This is a genomic window from Pseudomonas sp. LB3P31, assembly GCF_054897945.1.
Genome location: NZ_CM142710.1, coordinates 1,354,542 through 1,378,786, shown reverse-complemented (window position 1 = coordinate 1,378,786; position 24,245 = coordinate 1,354,542). Strand labels below are relative to the sequence as shown.

Sequence of the window (24,245 nt, the reverse complement as noted above, 5' to 3'; positions counted from 1 at the left end):
TACCTGTGGGAGCAAGGCTTGCCCGCGATGACGATCTGACGGGCGCTGCTGAATTCAGCGCTTCTCGAGCTTATCCGGCAACGGCGCAAACAACGCCTCAATATCATCATTCTGCAACTTCCAGTCCCCGGCCTTGCGCCCATCCAGCACACCCGCCGCCAGATCAGACTTTTCCTTTTGCAGGTGCTGAATCTTCTCTTCGACTGTGCCTCGGGCGATCATCTTGTAGACGAACACCGGCTTCTCCTGGCCGATGCGATACGCACGGTCAGTCGCCTGGTTTTCCGTCGCCGGGTTCCACCACGGATCATAGTGAATCACCGTGTCCGCCTCGGTCAGGTTCAGGCCTACACCGCCGGCTTTCAAACTGATCAGGAAGATCTGCCGCTTGCCACTCTGGAAGTCTTTCACTGGCGCACGGCGGTCCCGGGTTTGCCCCGTCAGCAGGGCATATTCAACTCCGCGTTTCTTCAACTCGATTTCGATCAGCGCCAGCATCGAAGTGAACTGCGAGAACAGCAGGATTCGCCGGCCCTCCTCGAACAATTCATCGAGCATCTCCATCAGGCTGTCGAGTTTGCCCGAGGTGCTGCCACGAGTGGGTGGGGCAGCATCGCTGACCAGGCGCAGATCGCAGCACACCTGGCGCAGTTTCAGCAGCGCTTCGAGAATGATGATCTGGCTGCGGGCCACGCCTTTGCGGGTGATCTCGTCACGGACTTTTTTGTCCATGGCCAGGCGCATGGTTTCGTACACGTCCCGCTGGGCTTCGTTGAGTTCGACCCAATGAATGATCTCGGTTTTCGGCGGTAACTCGGTCGCCACCTGCTCCTTGGTCCGGCGCAGCAGGAACGGTTTGATCCGTCCGTTGAGGTGCTGTAGACGGACTTCACTGGCGCGCTTTTCAATCGGCACGCGGTAGTCACGGTTGAAGCTTTTGACGTCGCCCAGCCAGCCCGGCAGCAGAAAGTGGAACAGCGACCACAGTTCACCCAAGTGATTTTCCAGCGGCGTGCCACTCAGGCACAGGCGCTGGCGCGCGTTCAGTTCACGGGCAGCCTGGGCGGCCTTGCTGTTGGGGTTCTTGATGTACTGCGCCTCATCCAGCACCAGCACGTGCAATGGTTGCGCGGCCAGGCGTTCGACGTCCTTGGGCAGCAGGGCATAGGTAGTGAGGATCAGGTCGTAATCGGCCAGGTTGTCGAAATGTTTCTTGCGAGTGGCACCGTACAGCGCCAGCACCTTGAGCTGCGGAGTGAAGTGCGCCGCCTCGTCGAGCCAGTTGGGGATCAGGCTGGTCGGCATCACCACCATGCACGGGCGATCGAGGCGCCCAGCGTTCTTCTCGCTGAGAATGTGCGCCAGGGTCTGCAGGGTTTTACCCAGGCCCATGTCGTCCGCAAGAATGCCGCCGACTTCCAGCTGACGCAGCGACTGCATCCAGCTCAACCCCTCCAGCTGATACGGGCGCAGGGTCGCGTTCAGGCCTTGCGGCGCGCTGGTGGTCAAGTCCTTGATGTCGCGCAGACGCTGGGCAAAGGTACGAATTTGCTCGCCGCCCTCCCACAGCAGGGGCATGCCTTCCAGCGGGTTGAGGCGCGTGGCATCGGCCTTGCTCAGGCGCAGCGTGGTCTCGCCAGGCTCCTGCAGGTAGAACTCGCCGAGGGTCGCCAGCACCGGTTTCAATCGGCCGAGGGGCAGTGCGACTTGCAGCGGGCCGTGCTCGGAATTCGGGCGGTGGGGAATGTTGACCAGGATCAGCTCGTCGTCCCGACGCCGCGCCAGGCGTTCCGGGTTGAGGATTTCGGTGTGCGAGCGCATCAGGTTCAACAGGATCGGCAGCAGGCTCAGGCGCTCGCCGTTGACGATGATGCCGAGCTCCAGATCGAACCAGTCGCGCTCCGGGGCTTGTTCGACGGTGGCGTACCAATCATCCACGGCCGTCAGGTCGAAGCCGAATTCCTCGTCGATCTGCAGCTCCCAACCTTGGGTGCGCAGCTTCGGCAGCTCATTGAGCGTGAAGGTCAGCCAGGCGCTGTCGTTGATCATCTCGAACAGTTCGCCGGCACTTTCCGGCAGGGCCTTGCTCTGCCGGGTGGCAATCTTGAATCCCAGAATGCGCAACTGTTCCCTGTAGGACTGTTCCACTTCGGGCTGGCGTTTTATCCGCAGGGTCTGGGTTTCCTGGCGGATCAGGATGTCGGCATTCTTTTGCCCGGAGACATACTCATCCAGATAGCTGAAGGACAGCGCCGCGCGATGCTGGATGTAGCGCTGCATCTTGCCGTTGCGCGGCTCGAATGCACTGAATTCGATGCTCGCCAGCCACAGGCGCGGCACCGGCTGGACATTGTCCACCAGCACATGCGGCACGGCTTTCGGATTGCGGTTTTCCAGGACTGCCGACAGTTTTTCCAGCAGTTCGGCGTCTTTGGCCGCAGCCGGGTAGTCGAGGGTTTCCTGCACCTGCAGGAGCACTGCGGCGCAATGCTTGCAGTTGTTGCGCACCGGGCAACTGCAAGTGGCATCGACCATCAGCAACGTCGACTTGGCCGACTCGCGCAGGCGAATGGTCTGACGGTAGACGTTACCGCCAGAGCCTTCGCAAGCCGCAGTAATGGTTGCGTCGCCGACTTCGACGATCCTGACGCGATTCTCCAGCGCGTAGCGACGGCCACGCTCCAGGCTCTGTTCCTTGAATCGGCTGACCCAGGAAGGTGCCAGCGGTTTGCTCAGGGTCGTGGACATAAGGACTTCAATCAGTCCGGAATTTCATCGGGGACTGGCCGAGGTGCGGGGGCGGTCAACGAAGTGATCTTGATCAGCAGGCCGAGGTGGCCGTTGTCGAGGAAATTCAGCTGGCCGTTCTTGGTGTGGCTTTCCTGCTTAAGGCGCTCGCTGGCGGTGACCAGGCCGTTGGCGTCGATCTGGTTGACCCAGAAGTCGGCGTCGACGTCGGTGAAACGCCCCAGTTTCAGGTTCAGGGTGCCCTCGATCGGGAACTGGCCGAATTGTTCGGCGCCGTCGCTGACCGCGACCTTACTGGCTTCTTCGCCCAGGGTCTGTTGCCAGGCCTTGTGCAGCAATACCGTGTATTCATTGCTGGCGGTAAGTTTCTCCACCTCACCATTCAAGGTTGGGGTACGCAGGCTGTCAGGGCTGACAAGTTTGGCGCCTGCGGCCCAGTCTTCCGGTGCAGCGCGGCTGACGATGGCAGGCACGGCGTTCTGCCGCACCAGGATCATTTCAACTTGATACAAATCGTCGGCAAACACCGAGGGGGCGACCAGGGTCATCAGCAAGGTCAGTGAGCGAAACAGGCGCATGCGGCGTCCTTCAAGCAGTTTTCGGGATGAGGAGCTCAAGCAGCGCCTCTACAGTATTAAAGCGCTCTTCCGCGCGCTCCATCGGCACCATGAATTTGAACATCGTGGCGCCTTCGAATTTGTAGCGTTTGGGCTGGCCCTGGATCAGTTTGATCAGCGTCAGCGGGTCGACCGGCGTCTGCGCCGCGAACTCGATGCGACCACCTTGCGGCCCGCCGTCGACTTTCTTGATGCCCAGCAGTTCGGCCTGCAACTTCAGCGCAGTGATGCGCATCAGGTTCTTGGTCGGTTCCGGCAGCAGGCCGAAGCGGTCGATCATCTCCACTTGCAGGTCCTTGAGGCCTTCTTCATCGGCCGCCGAGGCAATGCGCTTGTACAGGATCAGGCGCGCGTGCACGTCCGGCAAATAGGCTTCGGGGATCAGTGCCGGCACTCGCAGATTGACTTCCGGACCACCGCCCAGGGGTTGGTCGAGGTTCGGTTGTTCGCCCTTGCGGATCGACTTCACTGCGCGCTCGAGCATCTCCATGTACAGGGTGAAACCGACTGCCTGGATCTGCCCGCTTTGCCCGTCGCCGAGCAGTTCGCCGGCACCGCGGATTTCCAGGTCGTTGGTGGCGAGCACAAAGCCCGCGCCGAGGTCCTGGGTATTGGCGATCGCTTCCAGGCGCTTTTCCGCATCGGCAGTGATCTGCTGGCGCGGCGGCGTGAGCAGGTAGGCGTAGGCCTGGTGGTGACTGCGCCCGACGCGGCCACGCAGCTGGTGCAACTGCGCCAGGCCGAACTTGTCGGCGCGCTCGATGATGATGGTGTTGGCGCTCGGCACGTCGATGCCGGTCTCGATGATGGTCGAGGCGATCAGCACGTTGAAGCGCTTGTGATAGAAGTCGCTCATCACCTGCTCGAGATCGCGCTCGCGCATCTGCCCGTGGCCGATGCCGATCCGTGCTTCCGGCACCAGCTCGGCGAGGTCGGCTGCGCATTTCTCGATGGTCTTCACGTCGTTGTGCAGGTAGTAGACCTGGCCGCCGCGCAGCAACTCACGCAGCAGGGCCTCCTTGACCGTGCTTTTGTTCTGTTCCATGACGAAGGTGCGCACCGACAGGCGTCGGGCTGGCGGCGTGGCGATGATCGACAGGTCGCGCATGCCCGACACGGCCATGTTCAGCGTGCGCGGAATCGGCGTGGCGGTCAGGGTGAGGATGTCGACTTCACTGCGCAGAGCCTTGAGTTGTTCTTTCTGGCGAACCCCGAAGCGGTGTTCTTCGTCGATGATCACCAGGCCCAGGTTCTTGATTTTCACATCGTCCGACAGCAGCTTGTGCGTGCCGATGACGATGTCGATCTTGCCTTCGGCGAGGTCGGCGATGGCCGCATTCACTTCCTTGGGCGACTTGAAGCGGCTCATCACTTCCACGCTCACCGGCCAGTCGGCGAAGCGATCGCGAAAGCTGTTGTAGTGCTGCTGGGCGAGCAGGGTGGTTGGCACCAGGATGGCGACCTGACGACCGCCGTGCACGGCAATAAACGCTGCGCGCATCGCCACTTCGGTCTTGCCGAATCCCACGTCGCCGCAGACCAGGCGATCCATCGGCTTGGGCGCGAGCATGTCGGCGCGCACGGCTTCGATGGTGGTCTGCTGGTCCGGGGTTTCCTCGAACGGGAAGCCGGCGCTGAAGGTGGCGTAATCGGCTTTCGGATCGGCGAAGGCATAACCTTCCCGAGCGGCCCGACGGGCATAGATGTCGAGCAATTCGGCCGCCACATCGCGCACCTGTTCGGCGGCTTTGCGCTTGGCTTTCTGCCAGGTTTCGGAACCCAGGCGGTGCAACGGCGCCAAGGCGTCGTCGCTGCCGGTGTAGCGCGCGATCAGGTGCAGGTTGGCCACGGGCACATACAGCTTGGCGCCTTCAGCGTATTGCAGGGTGAGGAATTCGGCGGCCTGATCGTCGATTTCCAGGGTCGCCAGTCCGAGATAACGACCGACCCCGTGGTCGATGTGCACCACCGGCGCGCCTTCGCGCAGCTCGGTGAGGTTCTTGATGACGGCGTCGTTGTTGGCGTCGGCGCGTTTCTCGCGGCGACGGCGCTGCATCACGCGCTGGCCGAACAGCGGGCTTTCCGCTACCAGTGCCAGGGCCGGATCGTCCAGCACCAGGCCTTCGTCGAGCGGCGCAATGGTGATCGCCAGGCGCTCTTTGCTCGCGACAAAATCCGGCCAGCTGTCGACGGTTTTTGGTCGCAGCTTCAGGCGTTCCAGCAACTCCAGCAATACTTCACGACGGCCCGCAGACTCGGCGGTGAACAGCACGCGCCCGGGGAACTCGTCGAGGAATCCGGCCAGTGCCGCCAAGGGCTGAGTGGCCTTGGCTTCGATGGCCAGGTTGGGCAGTTCGCGCGCCGGGAAGCGCTCGCGCCCGGCGCCGGTTTCCACGTCCTGCTGGCTGGCCACCACGCGGGGCCAGTTTTTCAGGCGGGCGAAGCAGTCTTCCACCGGCAGGAACAATTCGGCAGGCGGCAATAAAGGCCGCGCCGGATCAACGCGGCGTTCTTCATAACGATTGCGCACGTCGTTCCAGAAGTTTTCCGCAGCCTGCTCGATGCCTGGAAGCGAGAACACCTGGGTGTCCTGCGGCAGGTAGTCGAACAGGGTGGACGTTTCGTCAAAGAACAGCGGCAGGTAGTACTCGATGCCGGCCGGGGTAATCCCGCTGCTCAAGTCCTGGAAGATCGGGCAGCGCCGGAAGTCGACGTCGAAGCGCTCGCGAAAGCGTGCTTTGAAGCGCGTGACCGCATCTTTCTGCAGCGGGAATTCCCGTGCCGGCAGCAGGCGCACAGTGTCGACCTTGTCGATGGAACGCTGGCTCTCCGGATCGAAAGTACGCAGGGTTTCGATTTCGTCATCGAACAGGTCGATCCGGAACGGCAGTTTGCTGCCCATCGGGAACAGGTCGATCAGCGAGCCGCGCACGGTGAATTCGCCATGCTCGTACACCGTGTCGACATAACGATAGCCACTGGCTTCGAGCCGGGTGCGCATCTGCTCGACGTCGAGCTTCTGGCCGACGTCCAGCACCAGGCTGCTGCCGAGCAGGAATTTGGTCGGGGCCAGGCGGTGCAGGGCGGTGGTGATCGGCACCACCAGCACGCCATGACTCAGCTCCGGCAACCTGTACAAGGCGGCGATGCGCTGGGAAATGATGTCCTGGTGCGGCGAAAACAGGTCGTAGGGCAAGGTCTCCCAGTCCGGGAAATGCAGTACGGGCAAATCCGGGGCGAAGAAGCCCAGCTCCTGTTCCAGCCGTTCGGCACTTTGGCTGTCGGCGGTGAGCAGCAGGGTAAAGCGCTTGGCAGCGCTGGCGGCCTCGGCAATGGCCAGGCTCAGGGCGGCACCGGGCAGATTGCCCCAGTGCTGTTTACCTGCCGCGGCAGGGAGAAGCGGTAGACGCAGAACGGGCACGGAAGGTTGAGCTCCAAGCGTTGCGACAAAGTCGGTAATTGTAGCGGTCCCGGGTGCCGCCTGTCAGTTGCAGACTGTGTCTATTACACAGGTTGTACGAAATGTAGTGGTAAAGACAAAATCGGCGGTTTTTTTAGTGAAATTTACCGAATAGGTAGTGGCAAAACGGACCAGTGTTACGGATGGTTACGGACAAGGCAGCGCTGTCTGCAAAAAAAATGACGGCGCTGGAAGGCCCGTGTTTACTGGGCTCCAGCGCGGTGTAAATTTTTCGAGGAGAAAATTGTTACGGATCGCACGACAGGCGCGCATTGCTACGAGAGGCACTCGGCGGCATAATGTAGCCCCTTTTTTCTGCCCCTACATGTGGAAGGTTCCCGTGACTCAGAAGCCCGACCAGTGTCTTGGTGAATGGATCGACCGTGAAGCACTCGCAGAAGCGATGATTCCGCTTATCGGTCAGCTCTACCGCAATAACAACGTGGTGAGCTCGATCTATGGCCGCAGCCTGATCAATCGTTCAGTCATTGCGATTCTCAAAGCTCACCGCTTTGCTCGTCATCGCCAGTCCGATGACAGCGAATTGTCCGTCCACGAAACATTCCCTCTGCTCAAGGCGATGAGCGAGCTCAAGCTCGGCGCCGCTTCGGTAGACCTGGGCAAGCTTGCGGTCAAGTTCAAGACCGAAGGCAATGGCCGTACTGCCGAGCAGTTCGTCCGCGAAGAACTGGCTGATGTCGTTGGCCAGCAGAACGTAGCAGCACGCAAAGGCACCGACGTTGTCCTGTACGGCTTCGGTCGTATCGGCCGCCTGCTGGCGCGGATTCTGATCGAGAAAACCGGTGGTGGCGACGGCCTGCGTCTGCGCGCCATCGTCGTGCGCAAGGGCGCCGAGAATGACCTGGTCAAGCGCGCAAGCCTGCTGCGTCGTGACTCGGTGCATGGCCCGTTCGATGGCACCATCACCATCGATGAAGCCAACAACACCATCACCGCCAACGGCAACCTGATCCAGGTTATCTACGCGAAAAACCCGACTGAAGTGGACTACACCCAGTACGGCATCAAAGACGCGCTGCTGGTGGACAACACCGGTGTATGGCGTGACGCCGATGGCCTGGGCCAGCATCTGGCCTGCCCGGGTATCGATCGCGTTGTTCTGACTGCGCCTGGCAAGGGCAAGCTGAAGAACATCGTGCACGGCATCAACCACGGTGAAATCACTGCTGATGACAAGATTGTCTCGGCCGCTTCCTGCACCACCAACGCCATCGTGCCGGTGCTTAAAGCAGTCAATGACAAGTTTGGCATCATCAACGGTCACGTTGAAACGGTTCACTCGTACACCAACGACCAGAACCTGATCGATAACTTCCACAAGGGCGATCGCCGTGGCCGTAGCGCCGCGCTGAACATGGTAATCACCGAGACCGGTGCTGCCACTGCTGCTGCCAAGGCTCTGCCTGAACTGGCTGGCAAGTTGACCGGTAACGCGATCCGCGTTCCGACGCCTAACGTGTCGATGGCGATTCTCAACCTGAACCTTGAGAAAGCCGCTACCCGTGAAGAGATGAACGATTACCTGCGCTACATGGCGTTGCACTCGGATCTGCATAAGCAGATCGACTACGTCAATTCGCAGGAAGTAGTGTCCACAGACTTCGTTGGCTCGCGCCACGCCGGTGTTGTGGATGCTGAAGCGACCATTACCCAGGATAACCGCGTTGTACTGTACGTCTGGTACGACAACGAGTTCGGTTACAGCTGCCAGGTGGTTCGCGTGATGGAAGACATGGCCGGGGTAAACCCGCCAGCGTTCCCGCGCTAAGCTTTAGCTGCAATTAAAAACGCCCCGGCCTTGGTCGGGGCGTTTTTGTTTGTGAAGATCAAAAGATCGCAGCCTGCGGCAGCTCCTACAGAGAATTGCGTTTGATCCTGTAGGAGCTGCCGAAGGCTGCGATCTTTTGATCTTCAGCGACCTCAAACGCGCCACAATCAAGATCAAAAGATCGCAGCCTTCGGCAGCTCCTACAGTGGATGTGCATAATGGCTGATCTTGGTGGTGTGTCAGGGATTCTGCAGAAGATGAGCGGGTTGCGAGGTGTTGTTTTGATAGCGGCTGCCGGCTTGTCCGGCTGCGGCAACGGCGATTCCATGGAAAGCATCGGCGGTCCGACCATGGGCAGCTCTTATTCGATCCAATACGTGCACCGATCAGGCCTGCCCGCACGAAAGGAAGTCCAGGCGCAGGTAGAAAAAATCCTCGCCCAGGTCGATCAACAAATGTCGACCTATCGCAGCGACTCCGACATCGAGCGCTTCAACCATCTGCCCGCCAGCCACTGTCAGAAAATGCCCGCCCCCGTCCTTGAGTTGGTTCGGGTCGGCCAACAGCTGTCACAACAGAGCGAAGGCTCCTACGACCTGACGGTCGAGCCACTGCTCAATCTCTGGGGATTTGGCCCGCAAGCCCGCGAGGAAAAGGTTCCGACTGCTCAAGCGTTGGCCGAGGTGCGTCAGCGAGTCGGGTACCAGCATCTGCGCATCGAAAACGATCAGCTGTGCAAGGACGCCGCCGTCGAAGTCGACTTCAACAGCATCGCCGCCGGTTACGCTGTCGACACCATCGCTGCACGCCTTGAGTCGATGGGCATCCGCGATTACCTCGCCGAAGCCACCGGCGAGCTCAAGGCCGCCGGGCGTAAACCCGACGGCACACCCTGGCGGATCGCCCTAGAGGAGCCGCGCGATGACCAGCAGGTGGAGCAACGAATCATCGCCGTCGACAACTACGCGGTGTCCACTTCCGGCGACTACCGTAATTATTTCCAGCAGGATGGCCGGCGCTATTCCCATACCTTCGATGCGCGCACCGGCGCACCGGTCGCCCACACCCTGGCGTCAGTCACGGTGATTCATCCTTCAGCCCTGATGGCCGATGGCTTATCGACGCTGTTGCTGATTCTCGGGCCCGACCGCGGTTGGGATTACGCGGAAAAACACGATGTCGGCGCATTTTTTGTGCTTCGCGCCGACACAGGTTTCGTCACAAGAACCAATCAGGCTTTCGAGCGGCTCAGTGCTGCACAAACCCGATAAAAGCAATGAACACTGGCGTTGTAGTGCAGGCAAAACTAGCCTACGACGCGACCAAGGGTTAATGTGCGCGGCGTTGACGCTTCTATAGACTGTGTCCGGGTTCTGCACTGGCCCCAAATTGTTCCTTCACGCCGCAGATCGGCGTGATTTAGCCGCAGGTGCCGATGGCGCCGCGGCCTGTTCTGAGGAGTACGCATGGCTGTCTACAACTACGACGTGGTGGTGCTGGGTTCCGGCCCCGCAGGAGAAGGCGCGGCAATGAACGCCGCTAAAGCAGGGCGCAAGGTGGCGATGGTCGATAGCCGTCGCCAGGTCGGCGGCAACTGCACCCACCTGGGCACCATCCCGTCCAAGGCCTTGCGTCACTCGGTCCGGCAGATCATGCAGTTCAACACCAATCCGATGTTCCGGGCCATTGGTGAGCCGCGCTGGTTCTCGTTCCCGGACGTGCTGAAAAGCGCGGAAAAAGTCATTTCCAAGCAAGTCGCTTCGCGTACCGGCTACTACGCCCGGAACCGCGTCGACGTGTTCTTCGGCACCGGCAGCTTCGCCGACGAGCAAACCATCGAAGTGGTCTGCGCCAACGGCGTGGTCGAAAAACTGGTGGCCAAGCACATCATCATCGCCACCGGCTCGCGTCCGTATCGTCCGGCGGACATCGATTTCCACCACCCGCGTATTTACGATAGCGACACCATCCTCAGCCTCGGCCACACCCCGCGCAAACTCATCGTTTACGGCGCTGGCGTGATCGGTTGCGAATACGCCTCGATCTTCAGTGGCCTGGGGGTGCTGGTTGAGCTGGTCGATAACCGCGGTCAGTTGTTGAGCTTCCTGGACTCGGAAATTTCCCAGGCCCTGAGCTATCACTTCAGCAACAACAACATCACGGTTCGCCACAACGAAGACTACGATCGGGTTGAAGGCGTGGACAACGGTGTGATCCTGCACCTGAAGTCCGGCAAGAAGATCAAGGCCGACGCCTTGCTCTGGTGCAACGGTCGTACTGGTAACACCGACCAACTGGGTCTGGAAAATATCGGCGTCAAGGTCAATAGCCGTGGTCAGATCGAAGTCGACGAGAACTATCGCACCGGCATCCAGAACATCTATGGCGCCGGCGACGTGATCGGCTGGCCGAGCCTGGCCAGTGCTGCCCACGACCAGGGCCGCTCGGCCGCTGGCAGCATCGTCGATAACGGCAGCTGGCGTTTCGTCAATGACGTGCCGACCGGCATCTATACCATTCCGGAGATCAGCTCGATCGGCAAGAACGAGCAGGAGCTGACCCAGGCCAAGGTGCCGTACGAAGTTGGCAAGGCATTCTTCAAGGGCATGGCGCGTGCGCAGATTGCCGGCGAGCCGCAAGGCATGCTGAAGATCCTGTTCCACCGCGAAACCCTGGAAGTGCTGGGCGTGCACTGCTTCGGTTATCAGGCGTCGGAGATCGTGCACATCGGTCAGGCGATCATGAACCAGCCGGGTGAGCTGAACACGCTGAAGTACTTCGTCAACACCACGTTCAACTACCCGACCATGGCCGAAGCCTACCGGGTAGCGGCTTACGATGGCCTCAACCGGCTTTTTTGAGCGGCTCCGGCCGGTGGCCTGAGCCGGCCGGGGAGACCGATTTCAGCAATTCTCGAGAGTGGCGCTGGCCAAACCGGGAAAGTCTGTAATCAGGCTGTCAACGCCGAAGTCGGCGAGTCTGCGCATCAGCGCGGGCTCGTTGACCGTCCACACCGACACATGCAGCCCCTGGCGCTGCGCCTTCTCCAGGCGTTCCGGCGTACACAGGGTCCAGTTCAAGGCCAGATACTCGCAGCCGTAGCTTTGCGCGACCTTCAACGGGTCGAGCCAGGCGTACTCGGCCACCAGTCCGCGAGAAACATCCGGTACCAGATCCAGCGCGGCCTTCAGCACTTCCCGTGAACTCGACGTGATGGTGACCTTGTCGAGCATGCCGAAGCGTTGGGCCATTTCCCGAATCGCCAGCACGGTGGTGGCGGCGCGGGTGCGCGAAGCGCTTTTGACTTCCAGCTGCCAGTGCTCGAAATCACATTTCTCGAACAGTTCTTCCAGCGTCGGAATCGGGCAAGGCTTGATCCAGCCCGGGCCGCCCTTGCGCGCATCGTAGGTCACCAGTTCCGCCGCCAGATGCTCGACGACCTTGCCGCGCCGGTCGGTGGTGCGCTTGAGGGTCGGGTCGTGAATGACCATCAGCTCGTTGTCCTTGGACAGGTGCAAGTCCAGCTCGCAACGGCGCACGCCGTGCTTGAGGCAGTGCTGGAAGCTGGTGAGGGTGTTTTCCGGTGCTTCGCCTTTGGCGCCGCGATGGCCGTAGATGAGGGTCACGGTTCTTCCTTAATTTAAAATGCCGGAGTCGTTTTGTTCGCGGGCCAGGCGTCGTTCCTGGGCCTGCTTCTGCAAGATATAGCGGGCGAGCAATTGGCGCTGGGCATCGGTCGGGTGTTCAAATTCGGTCCCGATGTCGTAGCCGTCGCCCTTGGCATCACAATGGGTGACCCGGGCCCGCAGCAACAGGCCCAGGGCTTGTGGCATCAGCACCAGCTTGATCGACAGGCGCGCCTCGGCGGCGATTGGCGTGGGGTGCTGAAAGTCGATGCCGCCTTCGGAGATGATCACCGGTTGCGGTTCGCCGATCTGTCCCAGCACGGTAATCGCGATCACCTGGCTCAGCAGGTCGATGCGTTTGTTCTGGGATTTCAAGAATGCCGCAAGATTGCGGTCGCGCTCACTGATCTGGCGCAACAGGTGCTGCGATTCGAATTCGCTCAAGTGCAATTCGCTGAGCAGATTGAACAGTGGAGAAGCATCCTGCAACACTTCCTGGCCCGCGGCTTCGGCGGCGGACAGGGGCCGAATTTCCAGTGCGATCGTGTCATCGATACGGTAGTATTCGCGGCGATCTTCTTCATCTAATGTCGACATGGCGAACCCATGGTAGCGGCGGTGGTCTGAGTGTAAAGCTGGTTATCGACCCCCGCCACAAGGACGTTCCTTTTCCCTCCGAACAAGCCCCGACATGTTCAGACCTCTCTTCGTATTTATTGGCACGCGTTATACCCGTGCAAAGCGGCGCAATCATTTTGTGTCGTTCATTTCCCTGACCTCTATGATCGGACTCGCCCTGGGCGTGGTTGTGATGATCGTGGTGCTGTCGGTGATGAACGGCTTCGATCATGAGATGCGCACCCGCGTGCTGGGCATGGTGCCCCACGCGACCATCGAGTCCGGTGAGCCGATCAGCGACTGGCCAAGCCTCGCCGCCAAGGTCCAGCAGAACCCGCAGGTGACGGCGGTAGCGCCGTTTACCCAAATGCAGGGGCTGCTGACCAATAACGGCAAGGTGTCCAAGGTGCTGCTCAATGCCATCGACCCTGCGCTGGAACGGCAGGTCTCGATCATCGACAAGTTCATGCTGCAGGGCAAACTCGACGATCTGGCGCCGGGCAGTTTCGGCATCGTCATCGGCGACAAGGCTGCGGCCAAGCTCGGCGCCGCTATCGGCGACAAGCTGACGTTCGTCGCGCCGGAAGTCACCGTGACCCCGGCCGGGATGTTCCCGCGCATGAAACGCTTCACCGTAGTCGGCATCTTCCATGTCGGCGCCGGTGAGATCGACGGTTACCTGGGCGTCACCAACCTGCAGGACCTGGCCAGGCTGCACCGCTGGAAGCCGGATCAGGTGCAGGGCATCCGCCTCAAGTTCGATGATCTGTTCCAGGCACCGCGCACTGCATGGAACATCGCCCAACAACTGGGCGAAGACCATTACTACGCCCGTGACTGGACCCGCACCCACGGCAACCTGTATCAGGCGATCCGCATGGAAAAAGCCATGATCGGCCTGCTGTTGCTGCTGATCGTCGCCGTGGCGGCGTTCAACATCATTTCCACCCTGGTGATGGTGGTGAACGACAAGAAGGGCGATATCGCGATTTTGCGCACCCTTGGCGCCACCCCCGGCACGATCATGGCGATCTTCATGGTCCAGGGCACGGTGATCGGGGTGTTCGGCACGCTGATTGGCGCGGTGGTGGGGATTTTCGCCGCGCTGAACGTCAGCGCCGCGATCTCGGCCCTTGAAGGCGTGCTCGGCCACAAGTTCCTGAACGCCGATGTGTACTTCATCGATTATCTGCCGTCGCAAGTGCAGAGCCAGGACGTGGTCATGGTCTGTGCCGCCGCGTTGATCCTGAGTTTCCTCGCCACCCTGTATCCAGCCTGGCGTGCCGCGCGCACCCAGCCTGCGGAGGCGCTACGTTATGAGTGAATTGGGCATGAGTGAAAAAGCAATCCTGAGCTGCCGCAACCTGGGCAAATCCTACGAGGAAGGCCCGGAGTCGGTAGAGGTCCTGGCCGGTCTGCAACTGGAGTTGCACCCGGGTGAGCGCGTGGCGATTGTCGGCACCTCGGGTTCGGGCAAGAGTACCTTGCTCAACCTGTTGGGCGGCCTCGACACGCCAACCAAGGGCAGCGTGTGGCTCGACGGCGAAGAGTTGTCGGCCCTGAGTGAGAAAAATCGCGGCCTGTTGCGCAATCGGTCACTGGGTTTCGTCTACCAGTTCCACCACTTGCTGCCGGAATTCACCGCGCTGGAAAACGTCTGCATGCCGCTGCTGATCGGCAAGACCGCGATCCCCGAAGCGCGTCAGCGGGCGACTGCGTTGCTGGAGCGGGTAGGGCTGGGGCATCGCCTGGAGCACAAACCTTCGGAACTGTCCGGTGGCGAACGCCAGCGTGTGGCCATCGCCCGGGCCTTGGTGAACAAGCCGGGGCTGGTGATGCTCGACGAGCCGACCGGCAACCTCGACTCCCACACCGCCCAGGGCATTCAGGACTTGATGCTGGAACTCAGCACTTCGATGCGCACGGCGTTCCTGGTGGTGACTCACGACATGAACCTGGCCCGCCAGATGGACCGCGTCCTGCACCTGCAGGAAGGTCGCCTGACTCCCATCTGACTGGTCGAAACCCGAGGTCGGCAAAGACCTCGGGTCTTTAATTTTTATACGGGCCCCAGCGAATGTTCAGACCGTTATCGATCTTCATCGGCGCGCGCTACACCCGCGCCAAGCGTCGCAATCGCTTCGTGTCCTTCATCTCGATGACTTCGATGATCGGTCTCGCCCTGGGCGTGCTGGCGATGATCGTGGTGCTGTCAGTGATGAACGGCTTCCAGCGGGAAATGAGCTCGCGCATCCTCGGCATGGTGCCGCACGCGACCATCGTCGGCGTCAACCCGATCGATGACTGGCAGCCTGTGGCCGCCGCTGCGATGAAAAATCCCGAAGTGACCGCCGCCGTGCCGTTCACCGAGATGGAAGGCATGCTGTCCTACAAGGGCACGATGCAGCCGATCCAGGTCAGTGGCGTCGACCCGGCGCTCGAAGGCCAGGTGTCGATCGTTGCCAAGCATATCGTTCAGGGTCGCCTGGATGCATTGAAGCCTGGCGAGTTTGGCGTGGTGATCGGTGAAATCACCGCCCGGCGTTTCCGCTTGAACGTCGGCGACAAGATCACCCTGATCGTCCCGGAAGTCAGCACTGCACCGGGCGGGATTACCCCGCGCATGCAGCGCCTGAACGTGGTGGGCGTGTTCAAGGTTGGCGCCGAGCTGGACGGCTCGATGGCGCTGATCCACGTCGCCGATGCCGCGCAGATGCAGCATTGGCAGCCGAACCAGGTGCAGAGCGTGCGCCTGGCGGTGAAAGATTTGTATGCGGCACCGAAAGTTTCCAGCGATGTTGCTGCTGGACTGGGCAGTGCCTACCGGGCTGACGACTGGACCCACACCCAGGGCAGCCTGTTCAGCGCGATGAAGATGGAAAAGACCATGATCGGCCTGCTGTTGCTGATGATCGTCGCCGTCGCCGCGTTCAATATCATCGCGACTCTGATCATGGTGGTGAACGATAAGGGCGCGGACATCGCGATCCTCCGTACTATCGGCGCCACGCCACGGCAAATCATGGCGATCTTCATGGTCCAGGGCACCGTGATCGGCATTGTCGGCACCCTGATCGGCGGAGTGCTGGGGGTGATCGCGGCGCTGAACGTCAGCGAGTTGGTGGGCTGGGTGGAGCGGGTGAGTGGGCAGCACATCTTCAGTTCGGATGTGTATTTTGTCAGCAACCTGCCTTCGGAATTGCAGGGTGGGGATGTGCTGTTGATCTGCTCGGCCGGGTTTGTGTTGAGTTTCCTGGCGACGGTTTATCCGGCTTGGCGGGCAGCGAAGATCGAGCCGGCGCATGCTTTGAGATATTCGTAAGCTGATAGATCGCCTTCGCGAGCAAGCCCGCTCCCACATTTAGATCTACGTCGTACACATTGTCAGTGTCCATGAAGATCCAATGTGGGAGCGGGCTTGCTCGCGAAGAGGGCCGGCCCTGCCAGCCTCAATTCTCCTGTGGTAACTCAATCAAAAACCGCGTCCACCCATCCACTGATTCACACCGAATCTGCCCACCATGGGCGCGAATGATCGACCGGGTGATCGCCAGCCCCAACCCCGCATGCTCACTGCTCCCTTCCTGCCGAGCCGGGTCCGCCCGATAGAAACGATCAAACAACCGCGGCAACAGTTCGGCAGCAATCCCATCCCCAGTGTTTTCGATTACCACCACCAACCCCTTGGCCTGCTCGCTGATGCGCACGCGCACCTCGCCCTCAGCCGGGGTAAAGCGCAACGCATTGTCCAGCAGATTGGAAAGCGCGCGGCGCAGCATGTTGCGATCACCCTCCATGCGCGCAGTACCGTCACGGCTCAATGTGACCTGCGCGTCCTCGGCCAAGGGTGCGAAAAACTCCAGCAGCACATCCACTTCCTGCCCAAGGTCCAGCGGTTCGCGCCTGGGCATCAGCAGCCCATGATCCGCCTTGGCCAGGTAGAGCATGTCGTTGACCAGCTGCGCCATCCATTGCAGCTCTTCAAGGTTGCTGTGCAGCGCCTCGCGGTAATCCTCGAGAGCGCGCGGGCGGGTGAGGGTGACCTGGGTGTGGGTCAGCAGGTTCGATAACGGCGTACGCAGTTCATGGGCGATATCGGCAGAGAACGCCGAGAGCCGCTGGAACGAATCGTCCAGGCGTCCGAGCATGGCGTTGAAGTGATGAGCCATTTGCGCCAGCTCGGGCGGCATCTGTTCTTCCGGCAGCCGCGCGTTCAGCGATTGCGCGGACACCCCTCGCGCCACTTCGCTCATGCGCCGCAACGGCCGCAAACCGCTGCGTGCCGCCCAGGCGCCGAGCAGCGCGGTGGCCAGCGCCGAGAGGCCGACCGTCAGCCAGATCAGGTGCTGCATGCGCTGCAAAAAGTGCTGGTGATGGGTGATGTCCAGCAGCAGGGTCAGTTGCGGCGAGTCGGGTTTGTCGGGGGAGAGCGGGGCGTTCAGTACTCGATAGTCGGTGCCTTGGTCGCTGGTGGTCGACAAGCCGGCTGTGTGCGGAAGTTGCGCCGGAATACTCGCCGAGCTGTCGTACCAGCGTTGGCCATCGGCGCCGGTGATGCGCAGCGACAGGTCAGCCTGGCGGCTCAGTTCATCGGCCAGCCTGGCCTGGCTTTTGCTCGACTGAATGTCGTGCAGCGCCCGGCGCAGCCCAATCAATTTGCCATCGAGCAGCTGTTGATCCAGCTCGATGAAATGCGCCTCGCTGGCACGGCTGAACAGCACGCCGGCAAACAGTGAGACCACCGCCGTACAGGCGGCAAACAGCAGCGCCAGACGGCTGCTCAAGGACAGTCGGCGCATCAGTTGGCACGCTCTTCGAGGACATAACCCATGCCACGCACGGTGTGGATCAGCTTGTTGGGGAACTCATCGTCGATCTTCAGGCGCAACCGGCGGATCGCCACTTCGATGACGTTGGTGTCACTGTCGAAATTCATGTCCCAGACCTGGGAGGCGATCAGCGACTTGGGCAGCACTTCGCCCTGGCGCCGCAACAGCATCTCCAGAAGGGCGAACTCCTTGGCGGTCAGGTCGATGCGCTGTCCGCCGCGTTCGACCCGACGGCGGATCAGGTCCAGGCGCAGATCCGCCAGTTGCAGGCAGGTTTCCTGAGGCGTGGCACTGCCGCGCCGTAACAGGCTGCGCACCCGTGCCAGCAGCTCAGAGAAGGCGAACGGTTTGACCAGGTAGTCGTCGGCTCCCAGTTCCAGGCCATGCACCCGGTCATCCACGGCGTCACGGGCGGTAAGAAAAAGTACCGGAGTGTCCAGGCCGGCACCGCGCACGGCTTGCAGAATCTGCCAGCCATCGCGACCGGGCAGCATCACATCGAGTATCAATAAAGCGTAATCGCCACTCAGGGCCAGCTGCTGACCGGTGCTGCCGTCGGCCACCAATTCAGTGTTGAACCCGGCCTCGGTCAGGCCCTGGCGCAGATATTGGCCGGTTTTCAGTTGGTCTTCGACGATCAGCAGTTTCATTGGATAGCTCGTGGCGAGTGGAACGAACGCTTTATACCGTGGGCGGCGCGAGTGCAGGTCAACCTGACAAAGTTGTAATCTGCCTGTCAGGTTACGGGCAGTGGCGGCAGTTTAGAGTTTTCTGCAGGCTGAACCTTATCTTGTTGGAGTATGACTATGTTTTCGCGCAAACCCCTGCTGCTGGCCGCCTGCCTGCTGGCGCTGAACTCGCCGGTATGGGCATCGCCGGCGCATTCCTTCGACTTCGGTCAACCGGCCCCGGCAGCCAAAGCCACCCGCAGCGTTGAAGTGGTGATGGGTGACATGACATTCGATCCCAAAACCATCGACATTAAATCCGGGGAGACGGTGCGTTTTGTGCTGGTGAACAAAGGCCAGTTGCTGCACGAATTTAACCTTGGCGACGCCGCCATGCATGCCCGGCATCAACAGGAAATGTTGCAGATGCAGCAAAGCGGCATGCTCACGCCGACGGGCATGAAGCCTATGGACCACGGCACCATGGATCATGCAATGAAGCACGACGACCCCAACAGCATATTGGTCGAACCCGGCAAAACCGCCGAGCTGACCTGGACCTTCGGCAAACCCACCACCCTGGAATTCGCCTGCAACATCCCCGGCCATTACCAGGCCGGCATGGTCGGCAAACTAACCATCGCCACCCCGTAAGAGCCATGTAGGAGCCATGTAGGAGCTGTGTAGGAGCTGTCGAGTGAAACGAGGCTGCGATCTTTACCCCTAAACCCCCAATCCCATCCGATTCCACTCAAATCCCCCACAAAAACACTGATAGAATCAACTGATTCTCCAGTCAGGTTCCCCCCATGCATCCCGCAGCCGAACACTCGCCGCTGGGCAAATCCAGCGAATACATCGCCACCTACACGCCCTCCCTGCTGTTCCCCATCCCGCGCACCGCGAAATGGGCCGAGCTCGGCCTGACGGCGGACACCCTGCCCTACAAGGGCGTGGATTTCTGGAACTGCTTCGAACTGTCGTGGCTGCTGCCATCCGGCAAGCCGGTGGTGGCAATCGGCGAATTCAGCATCCCGGCAGACTCGCCAAACATTATCGAGTCGAAGTCTTTCAAGCTGTACCTCAACTCGCTGAACCAGACGCCGTTTGCCGACACGCCAAGCCTGGAAGCGACCCTGGTCAAGGACCTTTCTGCCGCCGCCGGCAAACCGGTGGGCGTGCGTATCCGCAGCCTGAAAGACGTGGAAGCAGAAGGCGTGGTGGCATTGCCCGGCACCTGCATCGACGACCTCGACATCAGCGTCAGCAATTACGAACATCCGCGTCCGGAACTGCTGCGGTGTGACGCCTCGCGCATCGTCGAGGAGAGCGTGCACAGCCATCTGCTCAAATCCAACTGCCCGGTGACCAGCCAGCCGGACTGGGGCAGCGTGGCGGTGGAGTATCGTGGCGCGGCGCTGGATCACGCGAGCTTGCTGGAATACATCGTCAGCTTCCGCCAGCATTCAGACTTTCACGAGCAGTGTGTGGAGCGGATTTTCCTCGACCTGCAGCGGCTGTTGAAGCCTGAGAAACTGACGGTGTACGCGCGGTATGTGCGCCGGGGTGGGCTGGATATCAATCCGTATCGCAGTACTGAAAGCTTGCAACTGCCGAATCACCGCCTGGTCCGTCAATAAAAGTTCACCGCGCCAGACTCATTGCGCAGAAACCAATGTAGGAGTGAGCCTGCTCGCGATGGCGTAGCGTCAGTCAACATCCATGGTGAATGTGCCGACCCAATCGCGAGCAGGCTCACTCCTACAGGGGTGAGTCGCGAATTCCTGATAATAAAAAGCCCCGCCATCGCTGGCAGGGCTTTTTCACATCCGGCGAAATCAGATACCCATATTACCCAGCGCCTGCACGATATTGCGCAGGGTGCCAGCAAGCGTAGGGTGCTCGATTTCGAAGCGTTCAACCGCCAGGTTCACGTTATCCGAAAGACTGGAATCCTGGGTCTTGGTCTCCAGCTCGAGTTCAAGTTCGATCTGTTGCATCAGCACGCGCAGGTCTTCGCGCTCCACTTCCGTCAGTGGTGGATTCTGTTCCAATTGCTCGCGCAGAGTATTGAGCTGTTGTTGCAGTTCGCGGGCAGGCATGACGTTCTTCCTTTTATCGATAGGCACTGGCATAGACCGCAGCGTCACGCCAAAGGTCTATGGCTTCCCCCTAGATTAATCCACTCGCGTGCCACCTGCATACGTTCATGGGCGTGAGACGGCGCTCAGGGCTTTTCGCCCTTGAGCCGGCGCAGGCTGATGTCCGCCAGGCATGTATCGAGCTCGCCCAGATGGTCGATCACCGAATGCACCCCAAGGCTGAACAGTTGCACCGTCGCCTTGCCGCGTTTGTGCTCGCGCTGCTGCGCGGTCAGCGCCTGCCATTCATTCGGCGCCAGCCCGCATAGCGAGCCGCAGGAAGCCAGGCCAATAGTCCACAAACCAGCGTTCAAGCCTGACTGCAGGAGTCGCGGCTCGCCACTGACCAGCACGCAGCCGTCCAGCTGACCGACTTGCAGGGCCATCAACGCTTCCCAGCAGGCGTGGGGAGCTGGCCAAGGATTGTTTGTTGCGAGGTGTTTCGAAGGTTTTATCCATTCCGGCAGTGCAAGGGCCAGGGAATGGCTGAGGGCAGGGGGCAATTCGTCGAGCCACGCACAGGGAATCTGTTGGCGTTGCAAGCTATGCAGGCTGTCCAGGGCGCCTGGGGTGACTTCGGCGTGCTCCACCTGCGGGCCGTGGTGTTGGCGGGTGCGCGCCCCGAAATCCACCAGGCAACCACTGAGACCAAACAATACGGCGGTCAGGCTGGGCGCAGCGAGGGGCAATACTTCGGCGTGCGGCATATCAACGTCCCTGAAATAGTACCGAGGCTATGCGACGCGGGTGACAGTTGAGTGACACTTCGATGAACCATCGGCTCCGGGCCGTAGTCCAGAGCATGGGATAACGGCGATGCTGCCTAAAACGGCCTTTCCGTCTTATACTAGCCAGCTTAACGCCAGGGCCATGAGCCTGCGTCAGTACAATCCAAGGAGTTTTTCTATGCGCTGGAGCAACCTTCTAGCTCAGCTGTGTGTGTGTTCCAGCGTGTCGCTGGTGCCGTTCTTTGCCCAGGCAGCCACGGAAGAAGACCCTTGGGAAAGCATCAACCGTCCGATCTACAAATTCAACGACGTACTCGATACTTATGCACTGAAGCCATTGGCTCAGGGTTACCAGTACGTGACGCCGCAGTTTGTTGAAGACGGCATCCACAACTTCTTCCGCAACATCGGTGACGTGCGCAACCTCGCCAACGATGTGCTGCAGGCCAAGCCCGCCGCAGCGGGCGTTGATACTGCGCGCCTGATCTTCAACACCACGTTTGGCCTGCTGGGCTTTATCGACGTCGGCACCCGCATGGGTCTTCAACGCAACGATGAAGATTTCGGCCAGACCCTCGGTTACTGGGGCGTCCCTAGCGGTCCATACGTGATGCTGCCGCTGCTCGGTCCTAGCACCTTGCGCGATGCGCCGGCCAAGTACCCTGACTCCTTCGTCGGCGCTTATCGCTACGTCGATGATGTGGCAGTGCGGAACTCGTTCATGGCCCTGGACATAGTCGACATGCGCGCCAGCCTGCTGTCCGCGGAAAAGCTGATCAATGGCGACAAGTACGTGTTCATTCGTAACGCCTATTTGCAGAACCGCGAATTCAAGGTCAAGGATGGTCAAGTCGAAGACGATTTTTGATTTCGGCTGGTAACAAGAAGAAGGCGGCCATCAGGTCGCCTTTTTTCGTTCCAGCAGGTAGCGCAAACGCCGGTTTAACCTGTGGGCACATGGGTTTAGCGCGCCAAGTGCAACCTAACTTTGAGTTACGGTTTTACCTGTTCTTATAACTACTGGTCATTTGCCAGGTAAAGTCCTCAAGCGACCATCGCCGCGAGCTTGAAACGCCCTGCGGATGGGAGTACCGTCTGCGCCTTAGAAGGGCACCTCTGGTGTGAGCTGTGCGTAAGGCAAAAGCCTGAAACCGGCGCGACAGAGAGGCTAGAAAGCGAATCCAGTAGTGAGAGCCGGGTCTAAACCGCGCCTGCTACGCCAACCTAATTCTGGCGCCGTTTGCCCACATGCCAAAAACCAGTGCCACGCTGCTGATAATCGATGATGACGAAGTAGTACGCGCGAGTCTCGCCGCCTACTTGGAAGACAGTGGTTTCAGCGTCCTGCAGGCCAGCAATGGCCAGCAAGGTCTTCAGGTATTCGAGCAAGACAAGCCCGACTTGGTCATCTGCGATCTGCGCATGCCGCAGATGGGCGGACTCGAACTTATCCGTCAGGTCACCGAGCTGTCGCCGCAAACCCCGGTGATCGTGGTTTCGGGTGCCGGCGTGATGAATGACGCGGTCGAAGCCTTGCGCCTGGGCGCGGCTGACTACCTGATCAAGCCTCTCGAAGATCTGGCGGTGCTCGAGCACTCCGTGCGCCGGGCCCTGGATCGTGCGCGCCTGCTGCTGGAAAACCAGCGCTACCGCGAGAAGCTGGAAAAGGCCAACCGTGAGCTGGAAGCCAGCCTGAACCTGCTCCAGGAAGACCAGAACGCCGGTCGCCAGGTGCAGATGAACATGCTGCCGGTCAGCCCGTGGACGGTCGATGAGTTCCAGTTCGCGCACCAGATCATCCCGTCGCTGTACCTGTCGGGTGATTTTGTCGATTATTTCCGGGTCGATGAGCGGCGGGTCGCCTTCTACCTGGCCGACGTATCCGGTCACGGCGCCTCTTCAGCCTTCGTCACCGTGCTGTTGAAGTTCATGACCACGCGCTTGCTGTTCGAGTCCAAGCGCAGCGGCACATTGCCGGAATTCAAGCCTTCAGAGGTCCTTGGTCATATCAACCGGGGCCTGATCAGTTGTAAGCTGGGTAAACACGTCACAATGGTCGGTGGAGTCATCGACGAGGAGACAGGTTTGTTGACCTATAGCATCGGCGGTCATTTGCCGTTGCCAGTGTTGTACACGCCGGACAGTGTTCGTTATCTGGAAGGGCGCGGTCTGCCGGTAGGCCTCTTCAATGAAGCCACCTACGAAGACCACGTACTGGAATTGCCACCGACCTTCAGCCTGACGCTGATGTCCGATGGCATCCTGGATCTTCTGCCAGAGCCTACACTCAAGGAAAAAGAAGCGGCCTTGCCCCAGCGGGTCAAGGCAGCGGGCGGCACTCTGGATGGGTTGCGCCAGGTTTTTGGATTGGCCACGCTAGGGGAGATGCCGGATGATATCGCCCTGTTGGTGTTGAGCAGGAATCTTCAATGAGTACCGGTAGAATCCAGTTCGCCGAGCAGGACGGCACCTTCGTCCTGAAGTTCGTCGGTGAAGTTCGCCTGACCCTTTGTTCGGCGTTGGATGCGACTATTGAGCGGATCTTCACCGCGTTGAACTTCAACGCGATCGTGATCGACCTGACCGAGACCCGCAGCATCGACAGCACCACCCTTGGCCTGTTGGCCAAATTGTCGATCCTGTCGCGGCAAAAAGTCGGCCTGCTGCCGACCGTCGTTACCACCCACGAAGACATCACCCGTCTGCTGCAGTCCATGGGCTTCGAGCAGGTGTTCAACATCGTTGACCGCCCGATCCCATGCCCTGAGTGCCTGACCGACCTGCCAGACCAGGATCAGTCGGAAGAAGTGGTGCGGATCAAGGTCCTCGAAGCCCACAAGATCCTCATGGGGCTCAACGACTCCAATCGTGAAGCGTTTCATGACCTGGTGAATGCTTTAGAGCGTCATTGAGCCGTCCGAAATGGTGTGGGCAGGCCTTGCCTCATCGCGAGCAGGCTCACTCCTACAGTAGATTCGAGCAGGACACAGATGTAGGAGTGAGCCTGCTCGCGATGGGGCC

General features: G+C 60.3%; 20 protein-coding genes. 11 read left to right on the top strand and 9 right to left on the bottom strand.

Translation table 11 applies throughout. From position 1 onward, the window contains the following. Nucleotides 1-54: 54 nt before the first annotated feature. From ACYZTK_RS06205 to mfd, 3 genes are read right to left on the bottom strand one after another with little or no spacing between them, the layout of a single operon-like run. Nucleotides 55-2,748 (bottom strand): SNF2-related protein, encoded by a 2,694-nt coding sequence (locus tag ACYZTK_RS06205; protein ID WP_462013638.1) that lies wholly within the window; start codon nucleotides 2,746-2,748, stop codon nucleotides 55-57. Between the two features lie 11 nt (nucleotides 2,749-2,759). Next, nucleotides 2,760-3,326, bottom strand: coding sequence for a CsiV family protein (locus ACYZTK_RS06200; protein ID WP_462013637.1), 567 nt, complete (start codon nucleotides 3,324-3,326; stop codon nucleotides 2,760-2,762). Between the two features lie 10 nt (nucleotides 3,327-3,336). Then, nucleotides 3,337-6,786, bottom strand: a complete 3,450-nt coding sequence (gene mfd / locus ACYZTK_RS06195) for a transcription-repair coupling factor (RefSeq protein WP_462013636.1) — start codon at nucleotides 6,784-6,786, stop codon at nucleotides 3,337-3,339. Between the two features lie 364 nt (nucleotides 6,787-7,150). Between mfd and ACYZTK_RS06190 the strand changes: the two genes are divergently transcribed. The 3 genes from ACYZTK_RS06190 to sthA all read left to right on the top strand — a co-directional run bounded on the left by ACYZTK_RS06190 (nucleotide 7,151) and on the right by sthA (nucleotide 11,475). Then, nucleotides 7,151-8,614: a glyceraldehyde-3-phosphate dehydrogenase gene (locus ACYZTK_RS06190; protein WP_462013635.1), complete on the top strand. Its 1,464-nt coding sequence runs from the start codon at nucleotides 7,151-7,153 to the stop codon at nucleotides 8,612-8,614. 257 nt (nucleotides 8,615-8,871) lie between these two features. After that, the gene (locus ACYZTK_RS06185) at nucleotides 8,872-9,885 is read left to right on the top strand and encodes an FAD:protein FMN transferase (protein WP_462014860.1); all 1,014 of its coding nucleotides are present in this window, start codon (nucleotides 8,872-8,874) and stop codon (nucleotides 9,883-9,885) included. Between the two features lie 195 nt (nucleotides 9,886-10,080). Further along, nucleotides 10,081-11,475 carry a Si-specific NAD(P)(+) transhydrogenase gene (gene sthA / locus ACYZTK_RS06180; RefSeq protein WP_431761164.1) on the top strand — a complete coding sequence of 465 codons (1,395 nt, stop codon included), beginning with the start codon at nucleotides 10,081-10,083 and terminating at the stop codon, nucleotides 11,473-11,475. 42 nt (nucleotides 11,476-11,517) lie between these two features. On the opposite strand, the gene ACYZTK_RS06175 is transcribed toward sthA, so the two are convergent. Beyond that, nucleotides 11,518-12,240, bottom strand: coding sequence for a glycerophosphodiester phosphodiesterase (locus ACYZTK_RS06175; protein ID WP_462013634.1), 723 nt, complete (start codon nucleotides 12,238-12,240; stop codon nucleotides 11,518-11,520). A gap of 9 nt (nucleotides 12,241-12,249) precedes the next feature. After that, the gene (locus ACYZTK_RS06170) at nucleotides 12,250-12,837 is read right to left on the bottom strand and encodes a PilZ domain-containing protein (protein WP_462013633.1); all 588 of its coding nucleotides are present in this window, start codon (nucleotides 12,835-12,837) and stop codon (nucleotides 12,250-12,252) included. Between the two features lie 94 nt (nucleotides 12,838-12,931). Here ACYZTK_RS06170 and ACYZTK_RS06165 point away from each other — a divergent pair, with 94 nt between their 5' ends. From ACYZTK_RS06165 to ACYZTK_RS06155, 3 genes are all read left to right on the top strand, one after another. Continuing rightward, nucleotides 12,932-14,182 (top strand): lipoprotein-releasing ABC transporter permease subunit, encoded by a 1,251-nt coding sequence (locus ACYZTK_RS06165; protein ID WP_462013632.1) that lies wholly within the window; start codon nucleotides 12,932-12,934, stop codon nucleotides 14,180-14,182. A gap of 7 nt (nucleotides 14,183-14,189) precedes the next feature. Then, nucleotides 14,190-14,873 carry a lipoprotein-releasing ABC transporter ATP-binding protein LolD gene (gene lolD / locus ACYZTK_RS06160; RefSeq protein ID WP_462013631.1) on the top strand — a complete coding sequence of 228 codons (684 nt, stop codon included), beginning with the start codon at nucleotides 14,190-14,192 and terminating at the stop codon, nucleotides 14,871-14,873. Nucleotides 14,874-14,935: 62 nt separating this feature from the next. After that, nucleotides 14,936-16,180 (top strand): lipoprotein-releasing ABC transporter permease subunit, encoded by a 1,245-nt coding sequence (locus ACYZTK_RS06155; protein WP_462013630.1) that lies wholly within the window; start codon nucleotides 14,936-14,938, stop codon nucleotides 16,178-16,180. A 127-nt stretch (nucleotides 16,181-16,307) separates the two neighbouring features. Here the strand turns inward: ACYZTK_RS06155 and ACYZTK_RS06150 are convergent, their stop codons facing one another. Next, nucleotides 16,308-17,657 (bottom strand): heavy metal sensor histidine kinase, encoded by a 1,350-nt coding sequence (locus ACYZTK_RS06150; RefSeq protein WP_462013629.1) that lies wholly within the window; start codon nucleotides 17,655-17,657, stop codon nucleotides 16,308-16,310. Further along, entirely contained in the window at nucleotides 17,657-18,337 is a 681-nt protein-coding gene (locus tag ACYZTK_RS06145; RefSeq protein WP_462013628.1) for a heavy metal response regulator transcription factor, read from the bottom strand. The genes ACYZTK_RS06150 and ACYZTK_RS06145 overlap by 1 nt, the downstream gene beginning before the upstream one ends. A 156-nt stretch (nucleotides 18,338-18,493) precedes the next feature. On the opposite strand from ACYZTK_RS06145, the gene copI reads away from it, so the two are divergent. Together copI and queF are read left to right on the top strand one after the other, a co-directional pair. After that, nucleotides 18,494-19,009, top strand: a complete 516-nt coding sequence (gene copI, locus ACYZTK_RS06140; RefSeq protein WP_462013627.1) for a copper-resistant cuproprotein CopI — start codon at nucleotides 18,494-18,496, stop codon at nucleotides 19,007-19,009. Between the two features lie 155 nt (nucleotides 19,010-19,164). Next, the gene (queF, locus tag ACYZTK_RS06135; RefSeq protein ID WP_462013626.1) at nucleotides 19,165-19,995 is read left to right on the top strand and encodes an NADPH-dependent 7-cyano-7-deazaguanine reductase QueF; all 831 of its coding nucleotides are present in this window, start codon (nucleotides 19,165-19,167) and stop codon (nucleotides 19,993-19,995) included. A 198-nt stretch (nucleotides 19,996-20,193) separates the two neighbouring features. On the opposite strand, the gene ACYZTK_RS06130 is transcribed toward queF, so the two are convergent. Together ACYZTK_RS06130 and ACYZTK_RS06125 are read right to left on the bottom strand one after the other, a co-directional pair. Next, the gene (locus tag ACYZTK_RS06130; RefSeq protein WP_150711610.1) at nucleotides 20,194-20,457 is read right to left on the bottom strand and encodes a DUF4404 family protein; all 264 of its coding nucleotides are present in this window, start codon (nucleotides 20,455-20,457) and stop codon (nucleotides 20,194-20,196) included. A gap of 125 nt (nucleotides 20,458-20,582) precedes the next feature. After that, nucleotides 20,583-21,203, bottom strand: a complete 621-nt coding sequence (locus ACYZTK_RS06125; RefSeq protein WP_462013625.1) for an HAD family phosphatase — start codon at nucleotides 21,201-21,203, stop codon at nucleotides 20,583-20,585. 199 nt (nucleotides 21,204-21,402) lie between these two features. Between ACYZTK_RS06125 and ACYZTK_RS06120 the strand changes: the two genes are divergently transcribed. From ACYZTK_RS06120 to rssC, 3 genes are all read left to right on the top strand, one after another. Then, a complete protein-coding gene (locus tag ACYZTK_RS06120; protein ID WP_462013624.1) occupies nucleotides 21,403-22,092 on the top strand; it encodes an MlaA family lipoprotein in 690 nt (229 codons plus the stop codon). Nucleotides 22,093-22,472: 380 nt separating this feature from the next. Then, nucleotides 22,473-23,657, top strand: a complete 1,185-nt coding sequence (rssB, locus tag ACYZTK_RS06115; RefSeq protein ID WP_462013623.1) for a two-component system response regulator RssB — start codon at nucleotides 22,473-22,475, stop codon at nucleotides 23,655-23,657. After that, nucleotides 23,654-24,136 carry an anti-sigma factor antagonist RssC gene (gene rssC / locus ACYZTK_RS06110; protein WP_007935262.1) on the top strand — a complete coding sequence of 161 codons (483 nt, stop codon included), beginning with the start codon at nucleotides 23,654-23,656 and terminating at the stop codon, nucleotides 24,134-24,136. Before rssB ends, rssC begins: the two co-directional genes overlap by 4 nt. Nucleotides 24,137-24,245: the final 109 nt, after the last annotated feature.

Bases quoted from the DNA above. Each gene is read 5' to 3' on its own strand.
- ACYZTK_RS06205 (WP_462013638.1), bottom strand. From the start codon at position 2,748: ATGTCCACGACCCTGAGCAAACCGCTGGCACCTTCCTGGGTCAGCCGA.
- ACYZTK_RS06200 (WP_462013637.1), bottom strand. From the start codon at position 3,326: ATGCGCCTGTTTCGCTCACTGACCTTGCTGATGACCCTGGTCGCCCCC.
- ACYZTK_RS06190 (WP_462013635.1), top strand. From the start codon at position 7,151: ATGTGGAAGGTTCCCGTGACTCAGAAGCCCGACCAGTGTCTTGGTGAA.
- ACYZTK_RS06185 (WP_462014860.1), top strand. From the start codon at position 8,872: ATGAGCGGGTTGCGAGGTGTTGTTTTGATAGCGGCTGCCGGCTTGTCC.
- sthA (WP_431761164.1), top strand. From the start codon at position 10,081: ATGGCTGTCTACAACTACGACGTGGTGGTGCTGGGTTCCGGCCCCGCA.
- ACYZTK_RS06170 (WP_462013633.1), bottom strand. From the start codon at position 12,837: ATGTCGACATTAGATGAAGAAGATCGCCGCGAATACTACCGTATCGAT.
- ACYZTK_RS06165 (WP_462013632.1), top strand. From the start codon at position 12,932: ATGTTCAGACCTCTCTTCGTATTTATTGGCACGCGTTATACCCGTGCA.
- lolD (WP_462013631.1), top strand. From the start codon at position 14,190: ATGAGTGAAAAAGCAATCCTGAGCTGCCGCAACCTGGGCAAATCCTAC.
- ACYZTK_RS06155 (WP_462013630.1), top strand. From the start codon at position 14,936: ATGTTCAGACCGTTATCGATCTTCATCGGCGCGCGCTACACCCGCGCC.
- ACYZTK_RS06150 (WP_462013629.1), bottom strand. From the start codon at position 17,657: ATGCGCCGACTGTCCTTGAGCAGCCGTCTGGCGCTGCTGTTTGCCGCC.
- ACYZTK_RS06145 (WP_462013628.1), bottom strand. From the start codon at position 18,337: ATGAAACTGCTGATCGTCGAAGACCAACTGAAAACCGGCCAATATCTG.
- copI (WP_462013627.1), top strand. From the start codon at position 18,494: ATGTTTTCGCGCAAACCCCTGCTGCTGGCCGCCTGCCTGCTGGCGCTG.
- queF (WP_462013626.1), top strand. From the start codon at position 19,165: ATGCATCCCGCAGCCGAACACTCGCCGCTGGGCAAATCCAGCGAATAC.
- ACYZTK_RS06130 (WP_150711610.1), bottom strand. From the start codon at position 20,457: ATGCCTGCCCGCGAACTGCAACAACAGCTCAATACTCTGCGCGAGCAA.
- ACYZTK_RS06125 (WP_462013625.1), bottom strand. From the start codon at position 21,203: ATGCCGCACGCCGAAGTATTGCCCCTCGCTGCGCCCAGCCTGACCGCC.
- ACYZTK_RS06120 (WP_462013624.1), top strand. From the start codon at position 21,403: ATGCGCTGGAGCAACCTTCTAGCTCAGCTGTGTGTGTGTTCCAGCGTG.
- rssB (WP_462013623.1), top strand. From the start codon at position 22,473: ATGCCAAAAACCAGTGCCACGCTGCTGATAATCGATGATGACGAAGTA.
- rssC (WP_007935262.1), top strand. From the start codon at position 23,654: ATGAGTACCGGTAGAATCCAGTTCGCCGAGCAGGACGGCACCTTCGTC.